A 25249-nucleotide genomic window follows, 5' to 3' on the forward strand; every position below is an offset into this window, starting at 1 on the left:
ACGAATGATCATCGGCATCGACCTCGGCACGACCAACAGTGCCGCGGCGGTATGGCGCGACGGGGCGGCGGTGCTGATCCCCAACCGGCTCGGCCATGTGCTGACCCCAAGCGCGGTGAGCATCGGCGAGGAGGGCGAGGTCATCACCGGCCTCGCCGCGCGCGAGCGCATGGCGAGCCACCCCGACGTCACCGCCACCGCGTTCAAACGCTATATGGGCACGCGCCGCACCGCGACGCTGGGCAAGCGCAGCTTCAGCCCCGAGGAATTGTCCGCGCTGGTGCTGCAGAGCCTCAAGGCCGATGCCGAGGCGTATCTGGGCGAGACCGTCACCGAAGCGGTGATCACCGTCCCCGCCTATTTCAACGACAAGCAGCGCAAGGCGACGCATCGCGCCGGCGAACTCGCCGGCCTCAAGGTCGAGCGGCTGGTCAACGAGCCGACCGCCGCCGCGCTCGCTTATGGCATCCACCAGCTCGCTGACGAATCGCGCTTCCTGGTGTTCGATCTCGGCGGCGGCACGTTCGACGTCTCGATCGTCGAGATTTTCGAGGGGATCATCGAGGTTCGTGCCTCGACCGGCGACAATCATCTCGGCGGCGAGGATTTCAACGAGCTGCTGGTCGACCTGATGCGCTTCAAGCATGCCGACGCGTTCGGTGAGGCCGGGCGTGGCGAGGATGCGCTGCATCAGAAATTGCGCGAAGCGGCTGAGCGCGCCCGGCGCGGGCTGTCCAGCGCGTCGGAAGTCGAGATGCGCGTGGTATGGCAGGACGCCGAATATCGCCACACGGTCAACACCCAGGCATTCGAGGAAGCCGCCAAGCCGCTGATCGACAGGCTCCGCGAACCGGTGCTGCGCTCGATGCGCGATTCGGGGATCAAGAGCGCCGAGCTCAGCGAGATCATCCTGATCGGCGGCTCGACGCGCATGCCGCTGGTGCGCAGCGCCGTCACCCGCATGTTCGGGCGCTTTCCCAATGCCACGGTCAATCCCGACGAGGCGGTGGCGCTGGGCGCGGCGGTGCAGGCGGGGCTCAAATCGCGCGATTCGGCGCTCAAGGAAGTCGTCGTCACCGATGTCTGCCCCTATTCGCTGGGCGTGGAGGTCGCGCGGCGGCTGCCCGGCGGCGGGATCGAGGACGGGCTGTTCGCGCCGATCATCGAGCGCGGCACGGTGATTCCGGCAAGCCGCATCCACACTTTCTCCACCATGCACGACAACCACGCCAAGGTCGAAATGGGCATCTATCAGGGCGAGGCGCGGCTGGTGCGCGACAATGTCGAGATCGGCCGCACCGAGGTGCGCGTGCCGCGCGGCCCGGCGGGGCAGGTCGTCGATGTGCGTTTCTCCTACGACGTGTCGGGGTTGCTCGAGGTCGACATCGTCGTGCCGCAGACCGGCGAGAAGGTCAGCCTGACGATCAATGACGGCATGGCCGGCGACGCGGCGTCGCTCGAACGCGCACGCGCCTCGCTCGCCGCGCTCAAGACGCATCCGCGTGACGAGGCCGAGAACAAGGCGGCGATGGCGCGCGGCGAGAAATGCTACGAGAATTTCCTCGGCGACCAGCGTTACTGGGTCGGCGAAGTGCTCAGCCGCTTCACCGCCGCGCTGGAAACGCAGGACCCGCGCACGATCGAGGCGGCACGCAAGGAGCTGCACGGCGCGCTCGATTCGCTTGAGGGCGAGACCTTTCTTTGAAACCCTGGTGGGAGGTCCTCGGCATTCCGCGCGACAGCGATCGCGCGGCGAAGCGGCGTGCCTATGCGGCGAAACTCAAGCTCACCAACCCGGAGGACGACCCGCAGGGCTTCATGGCGCTGCGTCAGGCCTATGAGGCTTCGCTTCACTGGATCGACTATGGCGACGAGTGGGAGGACGAGGAGGAAACCGACTGGGATGCGGTTGAAATCACCGCCGCCGACGCGCCGGACGCCGCGGCGCGGCAGCCGTTCGTCGTCCCCGTCGCGGCCGAGCCCGCGCTCGGCCCCGATCCCGATCCGCATGCCGATGCGCGGACGGCGGACCATGCCGAGCTGCGCGAACTGACCGCCGCGCTCGAAGCCGGGCTGCGCGGACCGTGGTTCAAGGGCGACACCGAGCTCAAATTCTATCTCAGCCGCATCATCGCCGCGCCCGCGCTGATCGAGCTCGAAACGCGCGACGCCATCGAACATTGGCTCGCCGATCTGCTCGCCGACACCGTGCCGCGTAGCGATCCGATCCTGATGAAGGCGATCGAGACGTTCCGCTGGGATTCCGAAGGCGAACGCCCGCCGGCCGTGTGGCGCGTCCTCGGCCGCATCGACGAATGGCGCATGATCCAGTCGCTCGGCGAGGGCCGGCATGAGCTTGCTGCCGGCTGGCGCAGCTTGACGCGAAAGGATGAGCCGGTGTGGCAGCGCCGCATCGGCGCGCTGCGGCCCGGCGTGGCGGCGCAGGTCGGGCAATTGTTCGATCTCGCCGATTATCAGACGCCCGGCATCGTCCATTCGTTCGATGCTCAGGCTGCGGCGTGGTGGCGCGGCCATCTGGCGCAGCCGCGCTTCGGTTTCGTCGATCTCGCCATGCTGGCGGCTGCGCTGGCGGGTGCGCTTTTCGTGGCGATGTTCGCGGCCGATCCGATGGTCCGATGGGGCGGCGCTGCGGTGTTGCTCACAGCGGCGCTGTTTCCGGTGATCCGGCTGCGCATCGTCGCACCATGGCGGCGGCGGCGCGACGCCGACTATCTGCCGCCGGACTGGATCAGCCATGGCTGGCTCGGGCCATGGGCCGCGGCGCTGCTGTTGCTGATCTGGACGCCGGCCGGGCCATGGATGGCGGGGGCGACGGTCGCGCTCTCCGCCGTCGCCGGGCTGTGGATGGCGGTGACGGTCGGGCGCGAGCCGCGGATCGGCAATCCGCTGTGGCGCCTCGTCTCGTTCGGCGCGCTGGCGTTGCTCGGTGCCGCCGCTTTCCTGGCGCTGTCGGGCGCGGAACAGGCGGCGCTCGCGGCCTTTGCCATCGCGTCGCTAATCATTGCCGGCGCCGGTGCGAACGCCATCGCCGAACTGCTGTGGCGCGTCGGCGAGAAACCGGTGCTGGCGGCGAGCGTCGCCGCGCTGTTGCTGCTCGCCGCCGCCGCGGTGCGGATGGCGCTGCCGGCGGCGCCGCAGCCGCTGGTGCCGTGGGGCGCCGCCGCAATCGCGGGCATGATGCTGACGGTCGCGGTGCGCGAGCTGCACGACGGCAGTTTCATCGTGCGCTTCACCCCGCTGCTGCGCTGGGCGCTGTGGGTCGCGCTGGTGGTGTCGGCGATCCTGTCGACCCCGCCGGTGGAGAAAAGCGGGGCGCCGCCCATATCCGTCGGCTCGACCGATTCGATCGAACGTATCGAACCGGGCTTCGCCGCACTTAAGACTGGAAATCCGGCGCTTTACGCAGCGGCCGAGCGCATTCGGCGCGAAATCGCCGGTGAAGAACGTCAGGCAGCCGTCAAGCGCACGCGCACCGAAGGTTGGGCGGAGATCGACCGGCTGGTCAACGCCGCCTATCGCCAGCGTTTGCCGCTCGCGCCCGCCTCGCTGATCGCCGCCGAGATGGACATCCGCCTTGCGACGATGCGCGAGCAGCAGAAGCGCGACCCGCGCAGTTGCGCCAGCGAGACGGCTGCCGCGTCGTTCACCCCGAGCGAGGCGTTGCGCAAACGTCATTACCGTCATGCGCTTGCGGTCGCGGGAAGCACGCCTGAAATGCCGGGGCGGATGGGGGTGGGATCAAGGGTGCCGATGGACGAGTTGATCCGCGCCGCCACCAATGGTGATCCGCAGCGCGCGAAGGCCCTCTCGGATGCCTTTGCCGGCGCCGACGCGAAGGCCAAATGCGCCGCACAAATCGCCATGCTGGAGGTGCTGACTGCCCGGTCCGATCTCGACATCGCCAAAACGATGCGGCCCGGACTCATCGCCCGGGCCGCAGAGAAATCAGCGAAGAAAAGGCTCGATCAGGCGCCCTGAGGCGCAGGGTTCCCGAACGGTCCCTTGGGCCGCCGCGTCCTGGGGATCGAGGCGCCTGCGCTCACCACCGGCTTCGTGGCTGACCCCGGTTCGGGCCGGCCGATATCGCCATCGCTGAGCAGCTTCTTGATCTCGTCACCCGACAGCGTCTCGTACTCGAGCAGCGCGCCGGCCAGCTGGTGCAGCTGGTCGATATGTTCGGTCAGCACGTCGCGCGCGCGCTTGAGCCCGCCCTCGACCGTGGCGCGGATCTCATGGTCGATCAGTTGCTGCGTCTCGTTCGACATATGCCGCGGCTGCGACGAGCTGTAGCCGAGGAAGGATTCACCCTCGGGCTGCGAATATTCGACCGGGCCGACCTTGTCCGACATGCCCCATTTCGTGACCATGTCGCGGGCGAGGCCGGTGGCGTACTGGATGTCGCCCGACGCGCCCGACGAGACCTTGTCATAGCCGAAGATCACTTCCTCGGCGACGCGGCCGCCCATCGCCACTGCGAGGTTCGCGTACATCTTGTCGCGATGATAGCTGTAGCTGTCGCGCTCGGGCAGACGCATCACCATGCCCAGCGCGCGGCCGCGCGGGATGATCGTCGCCTTGTGGATCGGGTCGCTCGCCGGTTCGTGCAAGCTGACGATCGCATGGCCCGCCTCATGATAGGCGGTCATCCGCTTCTCGTCCTCAGTCATGACCATGGAGCGGCGCTCGGCGCCCATCATGACCTTGTCCTTGGCTTCCTCGAACTCCTGCATCGCGACCAGCCGCTTTGACTTGCGCGCGGCCATCAGCGCCGCCTCGTTCACGAGGTTGGCGAGATCGGCGCCCGAGAAGCCCGGCGTGCCGCGCGCGATCACGCGCGGATCGACGTCGGGCGCCAGCGGCACCTTCTTCATATGCACTTCGAGGATCTTGATGCGCCCCTCGATGTCGGGACGCGGCACCACGACCTGGCGGTCGAAGCGGCCCGGGCGCAGCAGCGCGGGGTCGAGCACGTCGGGGCGGTTGGTCGCGGCGACGATGATGATGCCTTCATTGGCCTCGAAGCCGTCCATCTCGACCAGCAGCTGGTTGAGCGTCTGCTCGCGCTCGTCATTGCCGTTGCCGAGCCCCGCGCCGCGATGGCGCCCGACCGCGTCGATCTCGTCGATAAAGACGATGCACGGCGCCGACTTCTTGGCCTGTTCGAACATGTCGCGCACGCGGCTCGCGCCGACGCCGACGAACATCTCGACAAAGTCCGAGCCGGAAATGGTGAAGAACGGCACGCCCGCCTCACCCGCGATCGCGCGGGCGAGCAGCGTCTTGCCGGTGCCGGGCGAGCCGACCAGCAGCGCGCCCTTGGGGATCTTGCCGCCCAGCCGCGCGAATTTGGTCGGGTCCTTGAGGAACTCGACGACTTCCTCCAGTTCCTCGCGCGCCTCGTCGATGCCGGCGACATCGTCGAACGTGACCTTGCCTTCCTTCTGCGTCAGCAATTTCGCGCGCGACTTGCCGAAGCCCATCGCGCCCGAGCCGCTGTTCTTCTGCATCTGGCGCAGCACGAAGAAGGCGATGCCGAGGAACAGCAGGAACGGCAGCGAATTGTAGAGGATGTACAGCCACACCGAAGGCTGTTCCTCCGGCCGCGCGCTGATCGTCACGCCCTTTTCGCGCAGCGTCGGGATCAGCTGCGGGTCGGGCACCGCATTGGTGCGGAACTTGCCGTCATTGCTGAACGTGCCGCTGATCACGCTCGGGCTGATGCTGACGTCCTTGACCGACCCTTCCTGCACCTTGTCGAGGAATTGCGAATAGGGAATCGTCGTGCCCGCGCTCTGCGTCGAGCGCGTGTCGAACATCGTCACGAACAGCGCCAGCGCGGCGAGGATACCCACCCAGATCAGCAGGCTCTTCATCCACGGGTTGCCGTTATTCTCGGGCCCTTGCGGCTTGTTGTCGTCGTTCATCGATTTCCGGGTGCCATGATTCCAGCTTAACATAGGCGCTGGCAGGTTAATGGCAATGGAACAGCTGTGTACTGGTCAGGAAATGCGCCGTGTGGCGCATGCAGCACCAGCCCGCTCCCCCACCCGGCCACCCAACGGCAGTTTACTCTATGGGTGGCCGGGTGGGGGAGCGGGCTGGTGCCGTCTTCAAAAATGCGCTGTTCCGCGCATTTTCAAAGGATGGCTCAGCGTGATTGGCGGGCCGGAGCGAGGCTGAATTGCCAGATTGGTCCGCGCGGTGTGACCATGACACCCGCTTGCGTGGCGGCGCGGCCTGCTTCGAGCGAATCGAGCAGCGCCTCGACATTGCTCGCGGCGGAGAAATGCGGCGCGGTCACGCCATGCGCGGTGCGGGTGTCGAGGATCGCCCGCCGCACCAGCCGCCGCTTGACCTCGCGCGGCAAGCCCGATGCGTCGAGCCGGCCCTTGGCGGCGGCCCAGCGCTCGCCGCCGATGCGGTCGGTCAGTTCGGCCAGCGCGGCATCGGTCTCCTCGATATGCGCGGCGGCGGCGGCGAGCGCGCCGGCCGACAGCAGCGACTGGCCGGCGAGGAATTCGCGGTAGCGCGTGCGGTCGTGGCGCGGATCGGCGTTGGACGGGTCCTCGACCCAGTTGACGCCCGTCGCCTGCGCCACCTCGCGCAGCTCGCGCCGCCGCCAGCGCAACAGCGGGCGCAGAACCAGCACATCGCCGCTCTGCCGAAACGGACGGATGCCGCTGAGGCCGGTCGTGCCCGACGCCCGGTTGAGCCGCATCAGCAGCGTTTCGGCCTGATCGTCGGCATGGTGCGCGGTCAGCAGCAGATCGATGTCCTGCGCCGCCATCCACGCTTCCAGCGCGGCGTAGCGCGCGGCGCGCGCCTGTTTCTGCAGGCTGCTGCCCGCGATCGGTTCAAGTGGCGCGAGCGTCACATGCGCCACGCCCAGCTCAGTGCAGAGCGAAGCGACCAGCGCCGCCTCGTCCGCCGCCTCCGCCCGCAGCCCATGATCGACCGTCGCCACGATCACGCGTCCGGGAAAGGTGGCGGCGGCGAGCATCAGCATCGCCATGCTGTCGGCCCCGCCCGACACCGCCAGCGCGATCCGGGCGTCACCGTCCAGCGGCGCGCCGGTCGCGCGCAGGATCAACGCGTTCAGGTCATTCCGAAACCGCTCGACCGCTTCCGGAGCGGGCGGCTTCAGCTCACTTGCACTTGCTGGCGGAGCGGCCGGTGGCGACATCCATCTTCATCGCTTCGCTGATGCGGTCGCCATAGACCTGCGTCAGTTCGTCATAGACCTTGCACACCTCGCTCGCCGGCTTCTTCATCTTCACCAGCGCCTGGGCGAGATAATAGAGCGAATCCGGCGCGCGTTCGCCGTTCGGCATCTTCTGATAGCTCTCGAAGAATGCGGTCGCGGCCATTGCCGGCTTGCCCTGGTCGAGCAGCGCGCGGCCGAGCAGATTCTGCGAATAGCTGGCGCGGCGGTGCTTGGGATATTTCTGGACGACGCTGCGCAGCTCGGTGATCGCCTTGTCATATTGCTTGGCCTGCCACAGGCGGAAACCATAGACATAGCCGTCTTCGGCCGCGTCGCTGGTGCTCGGCTTCTCGACCGCGGCGGCTGGCGTCGCGGGGGCAGGCACGGCGGGTCCGCCTTGCGCGGGGCGCGGCGGGCGGGTGGCACCGGTCACCGGTGCGGCCGGCTCGCTGCCGATCGAGGTGGTGGTCTCCTCCAGCGCCTTCAATCGCGCGTCGGTCGAGCGCTTGTAGGCGGTGAACGCGTCCTCGAGCTGGCGCAGCTTGTACTGGGTCTGCTCGACCTGCCCGGTGAGGCCCTGCACACCCGATTCCAGCGCGCTGACGCGGGCGGTGAGGTCGCTGACCACGCCGCTCGCCGGCTGGCCGGGCGAACCCTGTTGCGCGGGCGCGGTGATCTGCGGCTCGACGGTCATGCCGGCGCCGCCCGGAAACACCTTGCGTTGCACCGCGCGCATCTCGCGCTCGAGCCGGTCGACCCGGCCTTCGATGCCGTCGCCACGGCTGGTCTGTGCCGCGACCGGCACGGCGACCGCCGCAAGCGCGGCGATAGCCGTCATGGTAACCATCAAACGCATTTGGACACCCCCCGCAGGTGTAACGTACTGAACACCATATACATCACATAGTGAATCTGTCGCCACGCTTTACGGCGCGGTCGAATTATCCGCAAAGGCGGGCGGCAGCGGTTGTGGGCTGGGCCGTGAAGCCGGCGGGCGGCTCGTGGCGGCTGCCTTCGGGGCTGCGGCCGGCGCGCTGGGCGAGGGCGCCGCGGCGGGCGCAGGCGTCGCCGCGCTGCCGCGCGCCAGCAGCGCCTCGGCGCTGATCGGCACGTCCTTGACCGACTGCCCGGCGGGGCCGAGCGGCGCGACGTTTGATCCGTTGACCGTCACTTGCAGCGATTCCGGGCGGCCGACATTGATCATCGGGCCATTGGCCGTGGGCGGCACGTCGTACCGTTCGCCCGCCGCCATTTCCTTCTCGAACAGCCGCTGGCCGGCGGCGTCGTAGATGCGCACCCAGACCGGCTGCGTCGCGGTCAGCGTCACCTGCCCGCCGCTCGCCGGCACTTGCGGCGTCGCAGCTGCCGGTGTGGCGCTCGCCGTCGCGCTGGGTTGCGGCGCGGGCTCGGCGCCGCCGCGGAACCAGTCGGTGCCGTACCACAGCCCGACCGCCGCGAGCAGCAGCACCGCGATCACTGCCCCGGCCAGCGCCAGCCCGCTCGACGGTTCGCGCACCGGGTCCGCGGGATCGTAGCTTTCATAGACCGGGCGTTCGGCGAAGGTGCCGGCGGTCTCGGCGCGCAGCTCGCGCGCCAGCGCCACCTCGTCCGCCCCGACCGCACGCGCATAGGCCCGCACGAAGCCGACCGCATAGGTCGGTGAGGGCAGGCCCGAATAGTCCGAGGTCTCGATCGCCTGCAAATGGCGCAGCGGCACGCGCGTGCGCGCGGCGATGTCGGCCAGCTCCATGCCCTGCGCCAGCCGCGCATCGCGCAGCTTCTCGCCCACCTTCACGGGGAAGAGGCTCGCACTCTCGCCGGGTTCGCCGTCCATTCAAATCGCTCCGTGGGGGGTAGGAGGGTCAGGGCCGCGCGAGCGGTGTCCACCACCGCCCGTCCCCTGTCAACGCTGGCGCGGGCGAAAATGCTGCGATTGCGCGATGTTTCGGGTCCGGCGGTTCGGCAGCGCCCCAACGCTTGCCGATCCGGCGGCACCGGCCGGCCAATCAGGCGAGTTCTACGCCGTTGGTTTCCGCCCAGTCCTGCAACGCCGCGCGCATGTCGCGTGGCGGCTGGGCGAGCAGCTGCGTCATCGTGCCGGTCAGGCTGGCGCGGTCGAGCGAGCGCACCATCGCCTTGATCGGGCCGACCGCCGCCGGCGTGATCGACAACCGCTCGATGCCCAACCCGATCAGCGCCATCGCCTCGAGCGGCCGCCCGCCCATCTCGCCGCACACGGCGACCGGAATCCCGGCGGCATGCGTCTGGCTCGTGACCCGGTGGAGGAAGCGCAGGATCGATGGCGACAGCCAGTCGTAGCGCACCGCCAGCTTGGGATGCGCGCGGTCGGCGGCGAACAGGAATTGCGTGAGGTCATTGGTGCCGATCGACAGGAAGTCGAGATTGGGCAGCAGGATGTCGAGCACTTCGGCCAGCGCCGGCACTTCGAGCATCGCGCCATAGCGCACCTGCAGCGGCAATTTGTGCCCACGCGCCTCGAGCCAGGCGCGTTGCGTCTCGAACAGCGCGCGCGCCTGATCGAACTCCCACGGCTCCGACACCATGGGGAACATCACCGACAGCGTTCGCCCTGCGGCGGCCTCGAGCAGCGCGCGCGCCTGCACCTTCATCAGACCGTCGCGGTCGAGTGCCAGGCGCAGCGCGCGCCAGCCCATCGCCGGATTCTCCTCCTCGCCATTCTCGTCATGGTCGAGATAGGGCAGCGCCTTGTCTCCGCCGATATCGACGGTACGGAACACGACCGGCCGGTCGCCCGCGGCGTCGAGCACGTCCTTGTACAGCCGCCGCTGCGCCTCGCGCTGTGGCAACGTCGCGGAAATGAGGAACTGGAATTCGGTGCGGAACAGCCCGATCCCGTCGGCGCCGGTCAGGTCGAGCGCGGCGACGTCATCGCGCAGCCCGGCATTGACCATCACCGTCACGCGATGCCCGTCCTTCGTGATCGGCACCTCGCCCTTGAGCGCGGCGAAGGCGGCGCGACGCTTCTGCGTGACCAGCAGTTTGGCGTCGAACGCCTCTTCCATCGCCAGTGTGGGGCGGATCACCAGCGTGCCTTCGGTGCCGTCGACCAGCAGCCGGTCGCCCTCGGCTATCTGGCGGCGGATGTCCTTGACCCGGCCCAGCACCGGCACGCCCATCGCGCGCGCGACGATCGTGACGTGCGCGGTCAGCGAGCCTTCCTCGAGCACCACGCCCTTCAGCCGCCGCCGGTCATATTCGAGCAGTTCGGCCGGCCCCAGATTGCGCGCGATCAGGATCGAATCCTGCCGCAGCCCCATCTGCGCCGCGGTGCCGAGCTGGCCCGAGACGATGCGCAGGAGCCGGTTGGACAGATCCTCCAGATCGTGCATGCGGTCGCGCAGCAGCGGATCGTCGATCTCGCGCATCCGCATCCGCGTGCGCTGCTGGACGCGCTCGATCGCCGCCTCGGCGGTGAGGCCGCTATCGATCGCCTCGTTGATGCGCCGCCCCCAGCCCTCGTCATAGGCGAACATCTTGTAGGTCTCGAGGATCTCCTCATGTTCGCCGCCGACGCCGAACTCGGCCTGGCTGGTCATGCGGTCGATCTGCTCGCGCATCTTGTCGAACGCGGCATAGACGCGGTGGCGCTCGGCCTCGGTATCCTCGGCGACGGTATGCTCGATCGTGATGCGCGGCTGATGGAACACCGCCGCGCCCGCCGCCATGCCCTCGACCAGCTTGAACCCCGGCACGCGCGCCGTGGCGGTGGATTGCGGCCGCGTCGATCCGCCGCCGCCCGCCTCATCGACCAGCCCGGCGTTCGAGATCAGCTCGGACAGCACCATCGCCACGGTCTGCAGCGCCTCGATCTCGACTTCTTCATAGCGGCGCGATTCGGCATGCTGCACGGCGAGCACCCCGACCGCGCGCTCCTTGCGGATGATCGGCACGCCGGCAAAGCTGTGGAACGCCTCCTCGCCCGTCTCCGGACGATAGGCGAAGTCGGGATGCGCCGCCGCCTCGTCGAGATTCAGCGTCTCGACATTCTTGGCGATCATGCCGGTCAGGCCTTCGCCCAGCGCCAGCTTGGTGACGTGGACGGCTTCCTGCGCCAGCCCGCGCGTGGCGAACAGTTCCAGCACGCCTTCGCGCAGCAGATAGATCGAGCAGACCTCGCTATCCAGCGCCTCGCCGATGATGTTGACGACGGCGTTGAGCTTGGCCTGCGCCGCCGATCGCGACGCCATCACATCGTGCAATCGGGTCAGGATTTCACGAGCGGACGCGGCAGCGGAAAGGGTCATGGCACAGGGCTAACAGATTGCGCAGCCCCGCGCCATAATCTGGCTTGGATCAGGGCCAGACGGTCGCCGGTCCGGCCGACGCCACCGCGATCGGCGCGGCGCGCTCGCCCGGCATCACCACGCGGCCCGCGCGCCATTCGGCCAGCGCGAAGCGATAGGCGTCATAGTCGCGGTAGAAATCGAGGAACGGCGCTTCGAGCCGCGCGATCGCCTCGCCGGCAAAGCTCTCGAACCCGGCTTCGTCGATCAGCGACGCTTCGATCAGCACGTCATAGGCGACCGCGCAGAACGCCGCCTGCGCGGTCGGCTGCGCGAAATAATTGTACAGCCGCGTCATCGCGCCATCATGCTGGTTCTGCCACGCGGCGCCGTACCGCACCTTGTACACCCCCCGCACCGCGCTGTCGGCGGCGGCGAGCACGCGCTGCTTCTCGCGCAGCAGCCCGTTATAGGCAGCGATCCGCTCGCGCTCATATTCGTCGCGGCAGCTCAGCGCGGCGACGTTGAGCGCGGCGCGGACATGCCAGGTCGCCTCTTCGCGCGAGATGCCGAGGTTCGGCGTGACATAGCGCCCGGCGACGTCGCGCAGCGGAATGCGCTCATAGGCGGTGGCGCCCTTGGGCGGTTGAGGCGGCGCGTACTGCGCGAGCGCCGGAGTCGCGGCGAGCGCCAGAACGGCGCTGCCGAGCAGCTTTAGTGCGATCTTCATGAAATGCCCCCATTTCGGATGTATCCCCGTATGGGAAAATCCGCCTCGAGGGGCTGCCGCCGTCTTAAGAAATCAGGTCAATGCGTCGTGAATGACGTTCTTTCCGAAAGGCAATTCAACGGGTTGAACGAAACGTATCCGTAACGTTTCAATCGTTCGAGCGCTTCTCCAGCGCATGCGCGGCCTCGGCCATCAGCTGCGCGATGATCTCGGCGACCGGCTCTTCCTTGCTGACCATGCCGACCGACTGACCCGCCATCAGCGAGCCATTGTCGACATCGCCGTCGATCACCGCGCGGCGCAGCGCGCCCGCCCAATAATGCTCGATCTGCAACTGCGCTTCCATCATCGCGACCTTGCCCTCGTCGAGCGCCTGCGCGACTTCGCGCTGTTTCGCGGTGAACAGCTCGGACGAGGCGTTCTTGAGCGCGCGCACCGGAATCACCGGCAGCCGCGGGTCGATCTGCACGCTGGCGACGGCATCGCGGGCCGAAGCGCGGAAGAACGCCTTCTTGAAATTGGCATGCGCGATGCTCTCGGTCGCGCAGGCGAAGCGCGTGCCGAGTTGCACACCCGCCGCGCCCATGTCGAGATAACCGGCGATCGCCTCGCCGCGCCCGATCCCGCCCGCGACGAACACCGGCACTTGCGCCGCGACCTCGGGCAGGATCTCCTGCGCCAGCACGCTGGTCGACACCGGCCCGATATGCCCGCCGGCCTCCATCCCCTCGACCACCAGCGCATCGACGCCGGAACGGATCAATTTCTTGGCGAGGCTCAGCGCCGGCGCGAAGCAGATCAGCTTCGCGCCATTGCCCTTGATCGCGTCGAGCGAGCCGGCCGGCGGCAGCCCGCCCGCCAGCACGATATGCGTCACCTCATGCTTCGCGCACACCTCGATCAGGTCGAAAAGCTGCGGGTGCATGGTGATCAGATTCACGCCGAACGGCTTGTCGGTCAGCGTCTTGGTGGCCGCGATTTCGGCGTCGAGCAGCTCCGGCGTCATCGCCCCGCACGCGATCAGCCCGAAGCCGCCGGCGTTGGAGATGGCTGAAACGAGGTTGCGCTCGCTCACCCACGACATCGCGCCGCACAGGATCGCGGTCTCGCTGCCCAGAAACTCGACGCCGCGCGCCATGCGGCGTGCCAGCCGCTCTTCACCGATGCTCATGGGCACCGGGCCTAGCCGGGCCGGGCACTTTGAGGCAAGCAACAAGCGATGCCGCATGCGATCCATCATCTCCGGCCCGGCGACGAAGCGCTGTTCGGTGCGATGAACGCGCTGTTCGCGACCGAGTTCGACGATCCCGAAAGCTATGCCGGCGCGTCGCCGGGCGCGGCTTATGTCGCGGACTTGCTCGCCAATCCCGGTTTCATCGCGCTGGTGGCGGGCGATGGCGGCGTGCTGACCGGCGCGCTCGCGGCGTATGTCCTGCCCAAGTTCGAGCAGGCGCGCAGCGAGGTCTATATCTACGATCTCGCCGTCGTCGAAGCGCACCGCCGGCAAGGGATCGCCACCGCGATGATCGAGGCGCTCAAGCCGATCGCGAAGTCACGCGGCGCCTGGGTCATCTACGTCCAGGCCGACCACACCGATCCGCCGGCCATCGCGCTCTACACCAAGCTTGGCGTGCGCGAGGATGTGCTGCACTTCGATGTCCCGGTGGATTGAGAGGCGAGAATGGACAAGGATCGCTACCAGCCCGGCGGCGGCCCCGGTCTAAAGTGGGGCTGTGCAGCCACCCTCATCGCCGGACTCCCGTCGGGCTGTGCGGCGTTGACGATTAACGCTCTGGGTCACTGTGCACCAGATCGTTCATGTCTCTCGGATTCCGCGGTATTTGCGATCGCACTAGGCTTCACCGCGATCGTAGGATTGTGCGTCGGCATCATCGCGCGGGACTCCGCCAAGCGCGAACCCTGATGCGCGATGCAATCAGGCCGCGTCTTCCTCCGGCGCATCCAGCCCATAGGCCGTGTGCAGCACGCGCACCGCCAGTTCGGTCTCGTCCTCGTGGATCAGCACTGACACCTTGATTTCGCTCGTCGTGATCGCCTGGATGTTGATGCGGCGGTCGCCCAGCGTCTCGAACATCGTCGCCGCGACGCCGGCATGGCTGCGCATGCCGACACCGACCACCGAAATCTTGGCGACCTTGGTGTCGTGCAGCAGCTCGTCATAGCCGATCGGGCCCTTGGCCTTGCCGAGGATGTCGATCGCGCGCGCCAGCTCGGCGCGGGGCACCGTGAAGGTCACGTCGGTCGATCCGGTCGCATGCGCGATATTCTGGATGATCATGTCGACGTTGATCCCGGCCTCGGCCAGCGGCGTGAAGATATGCCCCACGGCGCCCGGACGGTCGGGCACGTTGGTGAGCGTCACTTTCGATTCGTTCTTGTCGTGCGCGATGCCGGTGATCAGCTGGCGTTCCACGTCGTCAATCTCCTCTTCGCCGACGATCAGCGTGCCGCGATGGCCGTCATCGTCGCGATTGTCCTCGAAGCTCGAAAGCACGCGCACGCGCACGCCTTCCTTCATCGCCAGCCCGACCGAGCGCGTCTGGAGCACCTTCGCCCCGACGCTCGCCAGCTCCAGCATTTCCTCATAGGTGACCTTGGACAGCTTGCGCGCCCTCGGCACGATGCGCGGGTCGGTGGTATAGACGCCGTCCACGTCGGTATAGATGTCGCAGCGGTCGGCCTTCATCGCCGCCGCCACCGCTACCGCGCTGGTGTCCGATCCGCCGCGGCCGAGCGTGGTCACGCGATTCTCGTCGGTCAGCCCCTGAAAGCCGGGGATCACCGCGACATGCCCGTCGGCCAGGCTGGCGTTGAGCGCGTCGGTGTCGATCGTGCCGATGCGCGCGCTCGAATGCGCGCTGCTGGTGTGGATCGGCAGCTGCCAGCCGAGCCACGAGCGCGCCGGCACGCCGATCGCCTGCAATGCGATCGCCAGCAAGCCGCTGGTCACCTGCTCACCCGACGACACCACCACGTCATATTCGCGCAGGTCGTAAAGCGGCGAGGCTTCCTTGCAGAAGCCGACCAGCCGGTCGGTCTCGCCCGACATGGCGGAGACAACGACCGCGACCTGGTTGCCCGCCTCGACCTCGGCCTTGACGCGGTTGGCGACGTTGCGAATCCGCTCGATGCCCGCCATCGACGTGCCACCGAACTTCATCACGATGCGTGCCATTGATTTTCTGCCCTCTTGGGTCGGTCCGGGCGCGCTGATAGGAGGGGGGGATGGCGATGACAAGCAAAGCAACCATTGACCCGCGTGAAGCTGAGCATTTCGGGCGGCTCGCGGCGGACTGGTGGAACCCCAAGGGGTCCTCGGCGATGCTGCACAAGCTGAACCCGGTGCGGCTGCGCTATATCCGTGAGGCGCTCGATCAGCACATGGATGCCGACCCTGAAGGTTTCACGCCGTTGAAGGGCAAGACCGCGCTCGATGTCGGCTGCGGCGCGGGATTGCTGTGCGAGCCGCTTGCCCGGCTCGGCGGGTCGGTCACCGGGGTCGATGCGGCGCCCGAGAATATCGGCGCGGCGCGTGCCCATGCAGCCGCCTCGGGTCTCGTCATCGACTATGTCGCGGGCGAGGCGGAGACGGCGGTCGCGGGGCGGACCTTCGATCTCGTTACCTCGATGGAAGTGATCGAGCATGTCACCGATGCCGCGGCGTTCATCGCGACGCTCGCCGCCGCGCTCAGCCCCGGCGGTCTGATGATCCTCTCCACCCCCAACCGCACGCCGCTCTCGCGCCTCGCGATGATCACGGTCGGCGAAGGGTTCGGCATGATCCCTCGCGGCACGCACGATCATGACAAGTTCCTGACCCCCGACGAGCTCACCGATCTGCTGACCGCTGCGGGGCTCGAGGTGTTCGATCTGCGCGGACTCAGCTTCTCGCCGATGGCCGGCTTCCACCTCTCCGACGACACCAGCCTCAACTATCTGCTGAGCGCGCGCCGATCGGCATAATGGTCAGGCAAGCGCGGCGAGCGGTGGATGCGGGCAAAGATGATCGCGGCCCGATCCTCGTCGCGGATCGGCGCGGGTGGCGGCTCGTCCGCCATCACGCGGTTCTCGACACGCGGAACAGCGTGCCCGCCACCGCCCACAGCCCGGTGTAAAAGCTGGTCAGCACGATCACGTCGCGCGGCCAGCCGCGCCCGTCGGTGCCGAGGTCGAGCGCCAAAGCGATTCCGCCGATCAGCAGTTGCGCCGCCGCCGCGCCGAACAGCGCGTTGCTCATGCCCTGCGCCTTGAACTTCGCCACGCACGCGCCGCCGACGATGATCGCGATCACCCCGGCAAACATCAGGTTCGAATCGTTATTCTCGCTACCGATGATGCCCACCGCCATGTTCATCCAGATCAGCAGGAACATGCCCAGCGTCGTCAGCACCGACGCCGCGCGATACGCAATGCTCGGCGCGCGGCTGGCGAGGAAATCATAGGCGCCGAGGATCATCGCGAACAACGCGCCCATGATCACGAAATCGCCCGGCGACCAGTCGAACCCGCTGTCGGGAAAGCGCATCGCCACCACCGGCACGCACAGCAGCAGCGCCGCGGCGCTCCACCGTGCAACCCGCCACCAGTTGCGCCTTGGTGCCTGTACCGTCGCCGTCATCTCGTGCCTCCTCATTCGGTTGAGGCATCGGCTTGGCGCAACGGGTCAATGAGCGTCATGAGCAAAGCCTGATCATTGGCTGAGCAATGGACGGGCGCGAGCGCTGGCCATTTTCCTACACCCCCGCCGATGTGATAGCTGGTCCGTCCGATGCTCGACCCGGACGCCTTCATCCGCACCGCCTCACGCCGGTCGCCGCGCCTCGCGCCTGCACGCGATGATGGCGGGACCTTTGTGACTTTCCGCGATTCCGTCGCTTCGCCGCCGCCCCCTGCTGCTCGCGATGGATGTCGGGACCTTTGTGACTTTTCAGAACAGTCGCCCGCCGTTCGGCACCGCGACACTCGGCGAAATCAGCACGACCTTGCCGTCCGCATCGGGAAAGCCGAGCGTCAGCACCTCCGACATCATCGGCCCGATCTGGCGCGGCGGAAAGTTGACGACCGCCGCGACCTGCCGCCCGGGCAGATCCTCAAGCGCATAATGTTCGGTGATCTGCGCCGAGGATCGCTTGATCCCGATCGCCGGGCCGAAGTCGATCGTCAATTTATAGGCGGGCTTGCGCGCCTGCGGAAACGACTCGGCGGCGACGATCGTGCCGACGCGGATATCGACCGTCAGGAACTGATCGAACGAAATCTCCGCCGCCGGCTCGGCGTCCACATCATGGCTCACATGCATGGGTCAGAGGCTCGCGCCGTCGAACTTGTGGATCGCCAGCGCGTCGAGATCGATGTCGTCGGCGCAGCGCAGATTGATCGCTGCCATCTTCTTGCCGTCTGGCCCGGTGCCCTTGCCATAGGGCGCGCAGCCGCAGGTCTTGCAGAAGGTGTGCTCGATATTGTGCTTGTTGAACTGATAGACGGTGACCGCATCGGCATCGCAGCTCAATTCCAGCGCCTCGAGCGGCGCGAAGTGCAGCAGATAGCCCTTGCGGCGGCAGATCGAGCAGTTGCACGTCATCGCCGTGTCAGGCGCATCGCCCTTGAGCGTGTAGCTGACCGCGCCGCAATGGCAGCTTCCGGTGACGGGCATCGCGATTCTCCCTTGATTGATCGCCTGTGGTTCGCACAGACGGCCTCCAAGGGGAATGGGATGACCGTGAAGCTGCATGCACGCTGGCTCGAACCGCTGCAAAAGGAATTCGACAGCCCGTACATGGCCGATCTGCGCGCCTTCCTCGTCGCCGAAAAGGCGGCGGGCAAGCGGATCTTCCCCAAGGGCGCCGACTGGTTCCGCGCGCTCGACCTGACCCCGCCCGAAGCTGTGCGCGTCGTGATCCTGGGGCAGGACCCCTATCATGGCGAGGGGCAGGCGCATGGCCTGTGCTTCTCGGTCCAGCCCGGCGTCCGCGTGCCGCCGAGCCTGGTCAACATCTACAAGGAATTGCAGACCGATCTCGGCATCGCGCCCGCGCGCCACGGCTTTCTCGAACATTGGGCAAAGCAGGGCGTGCTGCTGCTCAACAATTGCCTGACGGTCGAGATGGGGCTGGCGGCGTCGCACAAGGGGCGCGGGTGGGAGAAGTTCACCGATGCGGTGGTGGCGCACGTCAATGCCAGCGACAAGCCGACCGTGTTCATGCTGTGGGGCAGCCATGCGCAGAAAAAGGCGGCGGCCGTCGCGTCACGCCATCTCGTGCTCAAATCGGTCCACCCCTCGCCCCTCTCGGCGCATGGCGGCTTTTTCGGCTGCCGTCATTTCTCGAAGGCGAATCAATTTCTGGAAGCGCAGGGAAGGGGAAAAATCGATTGGGCGCTGCCCCCGCTTTAGGGTTGGGAGCAGGGGGCAGCGCCCGGGGGCAACCTCAGAAGCTGATCCGCGCCGCCACGCGGATGTCGCGGCCGGTCAGCGGCACGAAATCCTTGGTGAACGAAGCGTGCCGCCGCGCCTCGACATCGAAAAGGTTGTTCGCGGAGAGAATGAGGGCGGTCTCGCGCTTCTCACCGAACGGGTGCCAGGTGAGCGAGGCGTTGACGAGCGTGAAGGCGGGCGTTTCGGTCTCGAACGCGGCGACCTGGGACTGGCGCGTGACATGCTCGACCTCGACCCGGCCGCCGAAATCGCCCTGGCTGGCGTCGAGCCCGGCGAGGATGCGGAAGGGCGGGATGCGCGGCACCGCGCTGCCATCCCCCAATGTGGCGCGGACATAGTCGGCGACGATGTTGCCGCCTAGCGTGAAGCCGCCCTTGTGCAGCAGCGTCGCGGACACTTCGCCCTCGACGCCGATATAGCGGGCGTCGGCCTGCCGGTACTGGAACACCGGCAGCCCGTCGATTTCGAGGCCGGTCTCGGTCTCGTAGATATAGTCGGTGAACCAGTTGGCGTAGCCCGCAACCTGGAACTTGACCGAGCCGATCGCGCCGCGGGCATAGACTTCGCCGCCCCAGCTCTTCTCGGTGCGGAAGGCGGGGTCGCCGACTTCATAGGCCGAGGTGGCGACGTGCGGCCCGTTGGAGAACAGCTCCTCCGCCGACGGCGCGCGAACCGCGCGCGAGGCGTTGACGCCGATCTTCACCCGCGGCCCGACCTCGTAAGACAGCCCGACCGCGCCCGAGAACGCGTCGAAATTGCGGTCGACCCGGCCGACCGGCGAATCCTCGTCGAGGCCGAACTTGACCGAGTTGGACGAGACATTGGTGCGCTCGTACCGCAGCGCGCCTTCGAGGCCGAGGCTGCCGAGCTTGACCTCCTGCAGCGTGAAGATGCCATACTGGTCGGTGACGTTGGGCGGCACGAACGCCTCGGCGCCGACCGCCGAGAATTCGCGAGTGAAGCCCTGAAAGCCGGTGACGCCGCGCCAGCCGTTGCGGTCGGCCTGGACCAGCTCGAGCCGGCCCTCGATCCCCTGCGAGAAGAAGACGGTGCCAACCTCGTCGCCTTCGAACTCGGTGTGCTGATAGTCGGAGAAGCCGGCGCGCATGCGAATTTTGTCGAGGAAGCCGCCCTCGACATTCACCTCGCCGCGCAGGTCCGCGCGCCACTGCTTGAGGCCGATCGTGACCGGGCCTTCGCCATGCTCGTGGCCGCCTTCTTCCGCCTCGGCATGGGCGGCGGGCGGACGCGTCGGGATGCCGTAGTTGGTGTCGTAATAGCCGACCGAAAAACCGAGGCTGCCGCCCTCGTTGATCAGCGCGACGCCGGCGCCTGCGGTGTAGGTGCGCGTGCCGCTATTGGGCAGGCGACCGCGCAGATTGGCGAGCTCGACCGCTTCGGCCGCCTCGTCGGCATGGCCTTCCTCCAGTTCGTGCCCGGCACGGTGAAGCTGCTCGGCGCGAAGGTTCGGGCTGAGCACGAAACCGCCGACGCGGACATCGTCGGTCTTGCGGTAGGTGCCGTCGACATGCAGCACGATCTGCGAACTCAGCGCGACATCGACCGCCGCGCCGCCGCTGCGCTCGTCCGCCGCCGAGCCATAGGTGCCGACTGCGTCTACGTGAAAGCCGTTCTCCGGCACCGCGCGCGGGATGCGGCGGTCGAGCACGTTGACCGCGCCGCCGATCGCCTGGCTGCCGAACAGCAGCACGGCGGGACCGCGCAGCACCTCGATCCGCTCGGCAGTAAGCGGATCTATCGACACGGCATGGTCGGTCGAGGTGTTGGAGACGTCGAGCGTGCCGAGCCCGTCGGAGAGCACGCGGACCCGCTCGCCCTGGAAGCCGCGCAGCACGGGCCGCGACGCGCCCGCCGCGAACGAGGTCGCCGAAACGCCGGGGACGCGCGTCAGCGAATCACCGATCTGCCCGCGAATGTCGCGCACCAGCTCGTCGCCGGTCACCACCGAACTGCCGGCAAGCAGGTCGAGATCGGCGACATAGGGCGCGGTCACGACGATGCCCTCGTCATCCTGCGCATGGACGACGCTCGTGCTGCCGCGGTCGCGATCCTCATGCTCGGCAGTTTGGGCGAGCGCAGGCAGGGCGAACATGGTCGAGGCAAGCAGAAGGGCGGCACGCGTCATCGGTCACACGATCCTTTGGGATGGGAACGCCGCGTCCTTAACTGCAATGTTACATCATCACAAGCGCCAGCGCAGAAAAACGGCATGGTCCAAGGATCGGGCACGATGAACGGATCAGAGCGCGGCTTCGTCCAGCGCGATTCCGGCATTGCGGTGCGCGGCGACCAGCGTGTTGCGCAGCAGGCAGGCGATGGTCATCGGCCCGACGCCGCCCGGCACGGGGGTGATCGCGCCAGCGACCGAGGCGGCGCTGTCGAACTCGACATCGCCGGTCAGCGCGCCATCGACCCGGTTGATTCCGACATCGATCACGGTCGCGCCGGGCTTGAGCCACTCGCCCTTGACGAAGCCGGCGCGGCCGACGGCGGCGACCACGATATCGGCGCGCGAGACGTGGCCGGGCAGATCCCTGGTCCGCGAATGCGCCAGCGTCACGGTGCAGCTCGCCGCGGTCAGCAACGCCGCCATCGGCTTGCCGACGATGTTCGAGCGGCCGATCACCACCGCCTCCTTGCCGCTCAGATCGCCGAGCTGGTCCTTGAGCAGCATCAGGCAGCCGAGCGGGGTGCACGGCACGAAGCCGGGCATGCCGGTGGCGAGCCGCCCGGCATTGACCGGATGGAAGCCATCGACGTCCTTGTCCGGACTGATCCGCAGCAGCACCGCCTGCTCGTCGAGATGCTTGGGCAGCGGCAGTTGAACGAGGATGCCGTCCACTTTCCCATCGGCATTGAGCCGGTCGACCAGCGCGATCAGCGTCGCCTGATCGGTGTCGGCGGGCAGTTTGTGTTCGAAGCTCGCCATGTTGGCGGCGAGCGTCGCCTTGCCCTTGCTGCGGACATAGACCGCCGAGGCAGGGTCCTCGCCGACCAGCACGACCGCGAGGCCTGCCTTGCGCCCCGCTGCCGCCTCGAACGCAGCCGCCACGTCGCCCACGCGCGCGCGCAAGCCTGCCGCGAAAGCCTTGCCGTCGATGATCTCAGCCGTCATGCGCCGCGCCATAGCGATGCGGAGCGATTCCCGCCAGCGTCACATCGCCGAAGCGGCGATCGCGGGGCCGACATAGCGCGAGATCAGCATGTCGAAGATCGCCAGCAGGATCAGCACCACGAACGGCGCGAAATCCATCGGCCCGGTATCGGGCAGGATGCGGCGGATCGGGCGATAGATCGGCTCGGTCAGCGTGTTGAGGCCGCGCCACAGCGAGCTGACGAAATCGTTATAGGTGTTGATCACGTTGAACGCGATCAGCACCGACAGCACGGCCTGCACGACGATGATCCACCACAGCACGTTCAGCAGGATCTGAACGATATCGAACGTGATCGCGAGAAACGTGCCCAACAGAACCTCCGGCGTTTTCGTGGCTTTACGGGATGGACCGTAGAAGCGGCAACTGTGTTGGCGATATAGGACGCCTCAACGGTGAACCAAGGTGCCAGCGCCCTGTGTCGTGAAGATCTCGAGCAGCATCGAATGCGGCACGCGTCCATCGAGGATGACGGCGGCGTCGACTCCGGCATCGACCGCGGCGACGCAGGTTTCGACCTTGGGAATCATCCCGCCGCTGATCGTGCCGTCGGCCTTGAGCGCGGCGATCCGGCCGGGGTCGAGATCGGTGAGCAGCTGCTTGTCCTTGCTCAGCACGCCCGGCACGTCGGTCAGCAGGAAGAAGCGCGATGCGCCGAGCGCTCCGGCGATCGCGCCCGCCATGGTGTCGGCGTTGATGTTGTAGGTGTGGCCGTCGGCGCCCATCGCGATCGGCGCGATCACCGGGATGAAGCCCTGCGCCGACAAGGTCGTCAGCACCGACGCATCGACCGCCACCGGCTCGCCGACGAAGCCGAGATCGACATGCCGTTCGATCCCCTGCAGCGGATCGGCTTCGGATCGTGTCACCTTGCGCGCGGTGACGAGGCCCGAATCCTTGCCCGAGATGCCGATCGCCTTGCCGCCCGCGGCGCCGATCCACGACACGATTTCCTTGTTGATCGATCCGGCCAGCACCATTTCGGCGATCCGCGCGGTCTCCGCATCAGTGACGCGCAGCCCGCCGACGAACTGCGATTGCACGCCCAGCCGCTTGAGCATCGCGCCGATCTGCGGCCCGCCGCCATGCACCACCACCGGGTTGATGCCGACCGCTTTCAGCAGCACGACATCTTCCGCGAAGTCGCGCGCCAGCTCGGGATCGCCCATGGCGTGACCGCCATATTTCACAACAAAGGTCTTGCCGGCGTAGCGCTGCATGTACGGCAGCGCATCGGTCAGCGTCTCGGCCTTGGCGAGCATCCGGGGGTCGGGGGCATGATCGGTCATGCCCGGCCCCTTAGTTGGCGGGGGGCGTCTGGTCCAGCCTGCGGCCCAGCGCGACGACGGCGGTGATCGCGAATGGCACCAGGACGATCGAGAGTACCACTTTCGTGATCATCTGTCCGATCATCAGGTCGAGAATAGGCCGCTCGCCGAGAAACGAGATTGTGATGAACAATACTGTATCGACGATCTGCGAGATCACGCTTGCGATCATTCCGCGCAGCCACAACACACGGCCTTCCCCTTGGCCCCTCAGCTTCGAGAAGATCATAACGTTCAAAGTTTGCGAAATGCCATAGGCGATGAAACCGGCAAGCATCATCCGCACGCTCTGACCGACCACGATTGGGAATGCGCCGATCGCCGGCGGATACATGCCGCTGTCGTGCGGCAGCGCAAGCACGATCTGGATCAGCGCTGCGGATACGAACAACGGTACAAATCCGAGCCGCACCAGCGCGGTCGCTGTTTTCTGACCGTGTAATTCGGCGACCGCGCTCGAAAGGATAACGAGGATCAGGAAGCCGAAGATTCCGGCTTCGACCGCCAGCGGGCCGAGCGCCACCTGCTTTACGCCCAATACGCCGGAGATGCAGACCATTCCCCCGTACAGAATCGAAAAAATGAAGAGCGAGCGCGTCAGCGGAGCCGGTGTGGTCATGGCGTTTGCTAGCCAAGTTTCAGCGGTTACGGAAGCACCTAGCAGTCACCGTTCGCTACGCTATGCTGCGTCCCCGACGCCGCGCACGAGACGCGGTCATAAGGGGCGACCAGTTGAGCAATTTCCCGATCGGCATCTTCGGCATCCTGGCGATTCTCGCCATCGCCTTCCTGCTTTCGTCGAACCGCCGCGCGATCAGGCTGCGCGTGGTCGGCGCGGCGTTCGCGTTGCAGGCCGGAATCGCCTTCCTCGTGCTCTACGTGCCTGCGGGGCGCGCGGTGATCGAGGCCATGGCGAAGGGCGTGTCGGCGCTGCTCGGCTATGCCCAGGCCGGCACCGACTTTATCTTCGGCCCGCTCGCCAAGCCCGAGATCGGCGGCCAGTCGTTCGCGATCGCCGCGCTGCCCGTGATCATCTTCTTCGCCGCGCTGGTGTCGATCCTCTACTACCTCAAGATCATGCAGTTCCTGGTGCGCTGGATCGGCGGGGCGATCGAGTGGGTCGTCGGGGTGAGCAAGGTCGAGTCGCTGTGCTCGGCCGCCAACATCTTCGTCGGCCAGAGCGAATCGCCGCTGGTGATCCGGCCCTATCTCGTTAGCCTGACCCCCGCGCAGCTGTTCGCGGTGATGAGCGTCGGCATGGCCGGCGTCGCGGGCACGATCCTCGCGGCCTATGCGGCGATGGGGATCAACATCCAGTATCTGCTCGCCGCCAGCTTCATGGCCGCCCCCGGCGGCTTGCTGATGGCCAAGATCATCATGCCCGACGAACCCGTGAAGCAGCCCGAACTGCCGCTCGAAGGGGAAATGGTGGGCGAGGATGCGGTGATCCGCGCGGTCGAGCATGAGATCGAGGAGGAAAAGGCCTCCAACATCATCATGGCCGCCGCGATGGGCGCGCAGACCGGCGTCAAGATCGCGGTGGCGGTGGGCGCAATGGTGCTGGCGTTTGTCGCGCTGGTGGCGCTCGCCAATGGCCTGCTCGGCGGGGTCGGCAGCCTGTTCGGCTATCCCGGCCTGACCTTCCAGGGGATCATCGGCACGGCCTTTGCGCCGGTGATGTACCTGATCGGCATTCCCTGGGCCGAGACCGGGGCGGCGGGCGGGCTGTTCGGCACCAAGATGGTGCTCAACGAGTTCGTCGCCTTCCTCAACCTCGGCGCGACGCCTGGACTGTCGCCGCGCAGTGTCGCGATCATCACTTTCGCGCTGTGCGGTTTCGCTAATTTCAGCTCGATCGCGATCCAGATGGCCGCGACCGGCAGCCTCGCGCCGAATCAGCGGCCGATGATCGCGAAGCTGGGAATCAAGGCGCTGCTCGCGGGGAGCCTGGCGAATCTGATGAGCGCGGCGCTGGCCGGGTTGCTGCTGCCCTGACGCCAAACATTGCAAACGTTGCTCACAGCGGCGGCGGCGATCGAGGCGAACGTGACAAAGGTTGCGCCACCTTTGC

The 25249-nt window shown here is 67.2% G+C and carries 22 protein-coding genes; 6 read left to right on the top strand and 16 right to left on the bottom strand.

What is annotated here, in order from left to right:
- Positions 1-4 precede the first annotated feature (4 nt).
- Together M9978_RS08575 and M9978_RS08580 are read left to right on the top strand one after the other, a co-directional pair.
- Positions 5-1705 (top strand): Hsp70 family protein, encoded by a 1701-nt coding sequence (locus tag M9978_RS08575; protein ID WP_254292610.1) that lies wholly within the window; start codon positions 5-7, stop codon positions 1703-1705.
- On the top strand, positions 1702-3999 hold the full coding sequence (locus M9978_RS08580) for a hypothetical protein (protein ID WP_254292754.1): 2298 nt from the start codon (positions 1702-1704) through the stop codon (positions 3997-3999). Before M9978_RS08575 ends, M9978_RS08580 begins: the two co-directional genes overlap by 4 nt.
- On the opposite strand, the gene ftsH is transcribed toward M9978_RS08580, so the two are convergent.
- The 7 genes from ftsH to M9978_RS08615 form a co-directional block, all read right to left on the bottom strand.
- Positions 3987-5945: an ATP-dependent zinc metalloprotease FtsH gene (gene ftsH, locus M9978_RS08585; protein WP_254292611.1), complete on the bottom strand. Its 1959-nt coding sequence runs from the start codon at positions 5943-5945 to the stop codon at positions 3987-3989. The two genes, M9978_RS08580 and ftsH, sit on opposite strands and share 13 nt — an antisense overlap.
- A gap of 224 nt (positions 5946-6169) precedes the next feature.
- Positions 6170-7111 carry a tRNA lysidine(34) synthetase TilS gene (gene tilS, locus M9978_RS08590; protein ID WP_254292612.1) on the bottom strand — a complete coding sequence of 314 codons (942 nt, stop codon included), beginning with the start codon at positions 7109-7111 and terminating at the stop codon, positions 6170-6172.
- 55 nt (positions 7112-7166) lie between these two features.
- Positions 7167-8081: a tetratricopeptide repeat protein gene (locus M9978_RS08595; protein ID WP_254292613.1), complete on the bottom strand. Its 915-nt coding sequence runs from the start codon at positions 8079-8081 to the stop codon at positions 7167-7169.
- A 69-nt stretch (positions 8082-8150) separates the two neighbouring features.
- Positions 8151-9059, bottom strand: a complete 909-nt coding sequence (locus M9978_RS08600) for a helix-turn-helix domain-containing protein (RefSeq protein ID WP_254292614.1) — start codon at positions 9057-9059, stop codon at positions 8151-8153.
- A gap of 172 nt (positions 9060-9231) precedes the next feature.
- Entirely contained in the window at positions 9232-11511 is a 2280-nt protein-coding gene (gene ptsP / locus M9978_RS08605) for a phosphoenolpyruvate--protein phosphotransferase (RefSeq protein ID WP_254292615.1), read from the bottom strand.
- Positions 11512-11560: 49 nt separating this feature from the next.
- The gene (locus M9978_RS08610; RefSeq protein WP_254292616.1) at positions 11561-12220 is read right to left on the bottom strand and encodes a hypothetical protein; all 660 of its coding nucleotides are present in this window, start codon (positions 12218-12220) and stop codon (positions 11561-11563) included.
- 148 nt (positions 12221-12368) lie between these two features.
- Positions 12369-13391: an NAD(P)H-dependent flavin oxidoreductase gene (locus M9978_RS08615; protein WP_254292617.1), complete on the bottom strand. Its 1023-nt coding sequence runs from the start codon at positions 13389-13391 to the stop codon at positions 12369-12371.
- 48 nt (positions 13392-13439) lie between these two features.
- Here M9978_RS08615 and M9978_RS08620 point away from each other — a divergent pair, with 48 nt between their 5' ends.
- Positions 13440-13892 carry an AAC(3)-I family aminoglycoside N-acetyltransferase gene (locus tag M9978_RS08620; RefSeq protein ID WP_302053884.1) on the top strand — a complete coding sequence of 151 codons (453 nt, stop codon included), beginning with the start codon at positions 13440-13442 and terminating at the stop codon, positions 13890-13892.
- 264 nt (positions 13893-14156) lie between these two features.
- Here M9978_RS08620 and M9978_RS08625 read toward each other — a convergent pair whose 3' ends face one another.
- A complete protein-coding gene (locus M9978_RS08625; protein WP_254292618.1) occupies positions 14157-15416 on the bottom strand; it encodes an aspartate kinase in 1260 nt (419 codons plus the stop codon).
- A 50-nt stretch (positions 15417-15466) separates the two neighbouring features.
- On the opposite strand from M9978_RS08625, the gene ubiG reads away from it, so the two are divergent.
- Positions 15467-16204: a bifunctional 2-polyprenyl-6-hydroxyphenol methylase/3-demethylubiquinol 3-O-methyltransferase UbiG gene (gene ubiG / locus M9978_RS08630; protein ID WP_254292619.1), complete on the top strand. Its 738-nt coding sequence runs from the start codon at positions 15467-15469 to the stop codon at positions 16202-16204.
- A gap of 94 nt (positions 16205-16298) precedes the next feature.
- Here ubiG and M9978_RS08635 read toward each other — a convergent pair whose 3' ends face one another.
- The 3 genes from M9978_RS08635 to M9978_RS08645 form a co-directional block, all read right to left on the bottom strand.
- On the bottom strand, positions 16299-16859 hold the full coding sequence (locus M9978_RS08635) for a hypothetical protein (RefSeq protein WP_254292620.1): 561 nt from the start codon (positions 16857-16859) through the stop codon (positions 16299-16301).
- A gap of 309 nt (positions 16860-17168) precedes the next feature.
- Positions 17169-17540, bottom strand: coding sequence for a tRNA-binding protein (locus tag M9978_RS08640; protein WP_254292621.1), 372 nt, complete (start codon positions 17538-17540; stop codon positions 17169-17171).
- 3 nt (positions 17541-17543) lie between these two features.
- The gene (locus M9978_RS08645; RefSeq protein ID WP_254292622.1) at positions 17544-17894 is read right to left on the bottom strand and encodes a GFA family protein; all 351 of its coding nucleotides are present in this window, start codon (positions 17892-17894) and stop codon (positions 17544-17546) included.
- A gap of 60 nt (positions 17895-17954) precedes the next feature.
- Here M9978_RS08645 and ung point away from each other — a divergent pair, with 60 nt between their 5' ends.
- Positions 17955-18632 (top strand): uracil-DNA glycosylase, encoded by a 678-nt coding sequence (gene ung, locus M9978_RS08650; protein WP_254292623.1) that lies wholly within the window; start codon positions 17955-17957, stop codon positions 18630-18632.
- Between the two features lie 34 nt (positions 18633-18666).
- Here ung and M9978_RS08655 read toward each other — a convergent pair whose 3' ends face one another.
- The 5 genes from M9978_RS08655 to M9978_RS08675 all read right to left on the bottom strand — a co-directional run bounded on the left by M9978_RS08655 (position 18667) and on the right by M9978_RS08675 (position 23797).
- Positions 18667-20787, bottom strand: a complete 2121-nt coding sequence (locus M9978_RS08655) for a TonB-dependent receptor (RefSeq protein WP_254292624.1) — start codon at positions 20785-20787, stop codon at positions 18667-18669.
- Positions 20788-20934: 147 nt separating this feature from the next.
- Positions 20935-21810, bottom strand: a complete 876-nt coding sequence (gene folD, locus M9978_RS08660) for a bifunctional methylenetetrahydrofolate dehydrogenase/methenyltetrahydrofolate cyclohydrolase FolD (protein ID WP_254292625.1) — start codon at positions 21808-21810, stop codon at positions 20935-20937.
- Positions 21811-21849: 39 nt separating this feature from the next.
- The gene (locus M9978_RS08665) at positions 21850-22164 is read right to left on the bottom strand and encodes a YggT family protein (protein ID WP_254292626.1); all 315 of its coding nucleotides are present in this window, start codon (positions 22162-22164) and stop codon (positions 21850-21852) included.
- 75 nt (positions 22165-22239) lie between these two features.
- Positions 22240-23139: an acetylglutamate kinase gene (gene argB, locus M9978_RS08670; RefSeq protein WP_254292627.1), complete on the bottom strand. Its 900-nt coding sequence runs from the start codon at positions 23137-23139 to the stop codon at positions 22240-22242.
- Positions 23140-23149: 10 nt separating this feature from the next.
- Positions 23150-23797, bottom strand: a complete 648-nt coding sequence (locus tag M9978_RS08675) for a queuosine precursor transporter (protein WP_254292628.1) — start codon at positions 23795-23797, stop codon at positions 23150-23152.
- 113 nt (positions 23798-23910) lie between these two features.
- On the opposite strand from M9978_RS08675, the gene M9978_RS08680 reads away from it, so the two are divergent.
- Positions 23911-25173, top strand: a complete 1263-nt coding sequence (locus M9978_RS08680; RefSeq protein ID WP_254292629.1) for a NupC/NupG family nucleoside CNT transporter — start codon at positions 23911-23913, stop codon at positions 25171-25173.
- The last annotated feature ends 76 nt before the right edge of the window (positions 25174-25249 follow it).

This window comes from Sphingomonas tagetis (assembly GCF_024211275.1).
In the GTDB taxonomy this organism is placed as follows: domain Bacteria; phylum Pseudomonadota; class Alphaproteobacteria; order Sphingomonadales; family Sphingomonadaceae; genus Sphingomonas; species Sphingomonas tagetis.

Excerpts from the sequence above, each read along its gene's own strand:
- M9978_RS08575 (WP_254292610.1), top strand. The coding sequence starts at position 5 with ATGATCATCGGCATCGACCTCGGCACGACCAACAGTGCCGCGGCGGTA.
- ftsH (WP_254292611.1), bottom strand. The coding sequence starts at position 5,945 with ATGAACGACGACAACAAGCCGCAAGGGCCCGAGAATAACGGCAACCCG.
- M9978_RS08595 (WP_254292613.1), bottom strand. The coding sequence starts at position 8,081 with ATGCGTTTGATGGTTACCATGACGGCTATCGCCGCGCTTGCGGCGGTC.
- M9978_RS08600 (WP_254292614.1), bottom strand. The coding sequence starts at position 9,059 with ATGGACGGCGAACCCGGCGAGAGTGCGAGCCTCTTCCCCGTGAAGGTG.
- ptsP (WP_254292615.1), bottom strand. The coding sequence starts at position 11,511 with ATGACCCTTTCCGCTGCCGCGTCCGCTCGTGAAATCCTGACCCGATTG.
- M9978_RS08610 (WP_254292616.1), bottom strand. The coding sequence starts at position 12,220 with ATGAAGATCGCACTAAAGCTGCTCGGCAGCGCCGTTCTGGCGCTCGCC.
- M9978_RS08615 (WP_254292617.1), bottom strand. The coding sequence starts at position 13,391 with ATGAGCATCGGTGAAGAGCGGCTGGCACGCCGCATGGCGCGCGGCGTC.
- M9978_RS08620 (WP_302053884.1), top strand. The coding sequence starts at position 13,440 with ATGCCGCATGCGATCCATCATCTCCGGCCCGGCGACGAAGCGCTGTTC.
- M9978_RS08625 (WP_254292618.1), bottom strand. The coding sequence starts at position 15,416 with ATGGCACGCATCGTGATGAAGTTCGGTGGCACGTCGATGGCGGGCATC.
- ubiG (WP_254292619.1), top strand. The coding sequence starts at position 15,467 with ATGGCGATGACAAGCAAAGCAACCATTGACCCGCGTGAAGCTGAGCAT.
- M9978_RS08635 (WP_254292620.1), bottom strand. The coding sequence starts at position 16,859 with ATGACGGCGACGGTACAGGCACCAAGGCGCAACTGGTGGCGGGTTGCA.
- M9978_RS08640 (WP_254292621.1), bottom strand. The coding sequence starts at position 17,540 with ATGCATGTGAGCCATGATGTGGACGCCGAGCCGGCGGCGGAGATTTCG.
- M9978_RS08645 (WP_254292622.1), bottom strand. The coding sequence starts at position 17,894 with ATGCCCGTCACCGGAAGCTGCCATTGCGGCGCGGTCAGCTACACGCTC.
- ung (WP_254292623.1), top strand. The coding sequence starts at position 17,955 with ATGACCGTGAAGCTGCATGCACGCTGGCTCGAACCGCTGCAAAAGGAA.
- M9978_RS08655 (WP_254292624.1), bottom strand. The coding sequence starts at position 20,787 with ATGTTCGCCCTGCCTGCGCTCGCCCAAACTGCCGAGCATGAGGATCGC.
- folD (WP_254292625.1), bottom strand. The coding sequence starts at position 21,810 with ATGACGGCTGAGATCATCGACGGCAAGGCTTTCGCGGCAGGCTTGCGC.
- argB (WP_254292627.1), bottom strand. The coding sequence starts at position 23,139 with ATGACCGATCATGCCCCCGACCCCCGGATGCTCGCCAAGGCCGAGACG.
- M9978_RS08675 (WP_254292628.1), bottom strand. The coding sequence starts at position 23,797 with ATGACCACACCGGCTCCGCTGACGCGCTCGCTCTTCATTTTTTCGATT.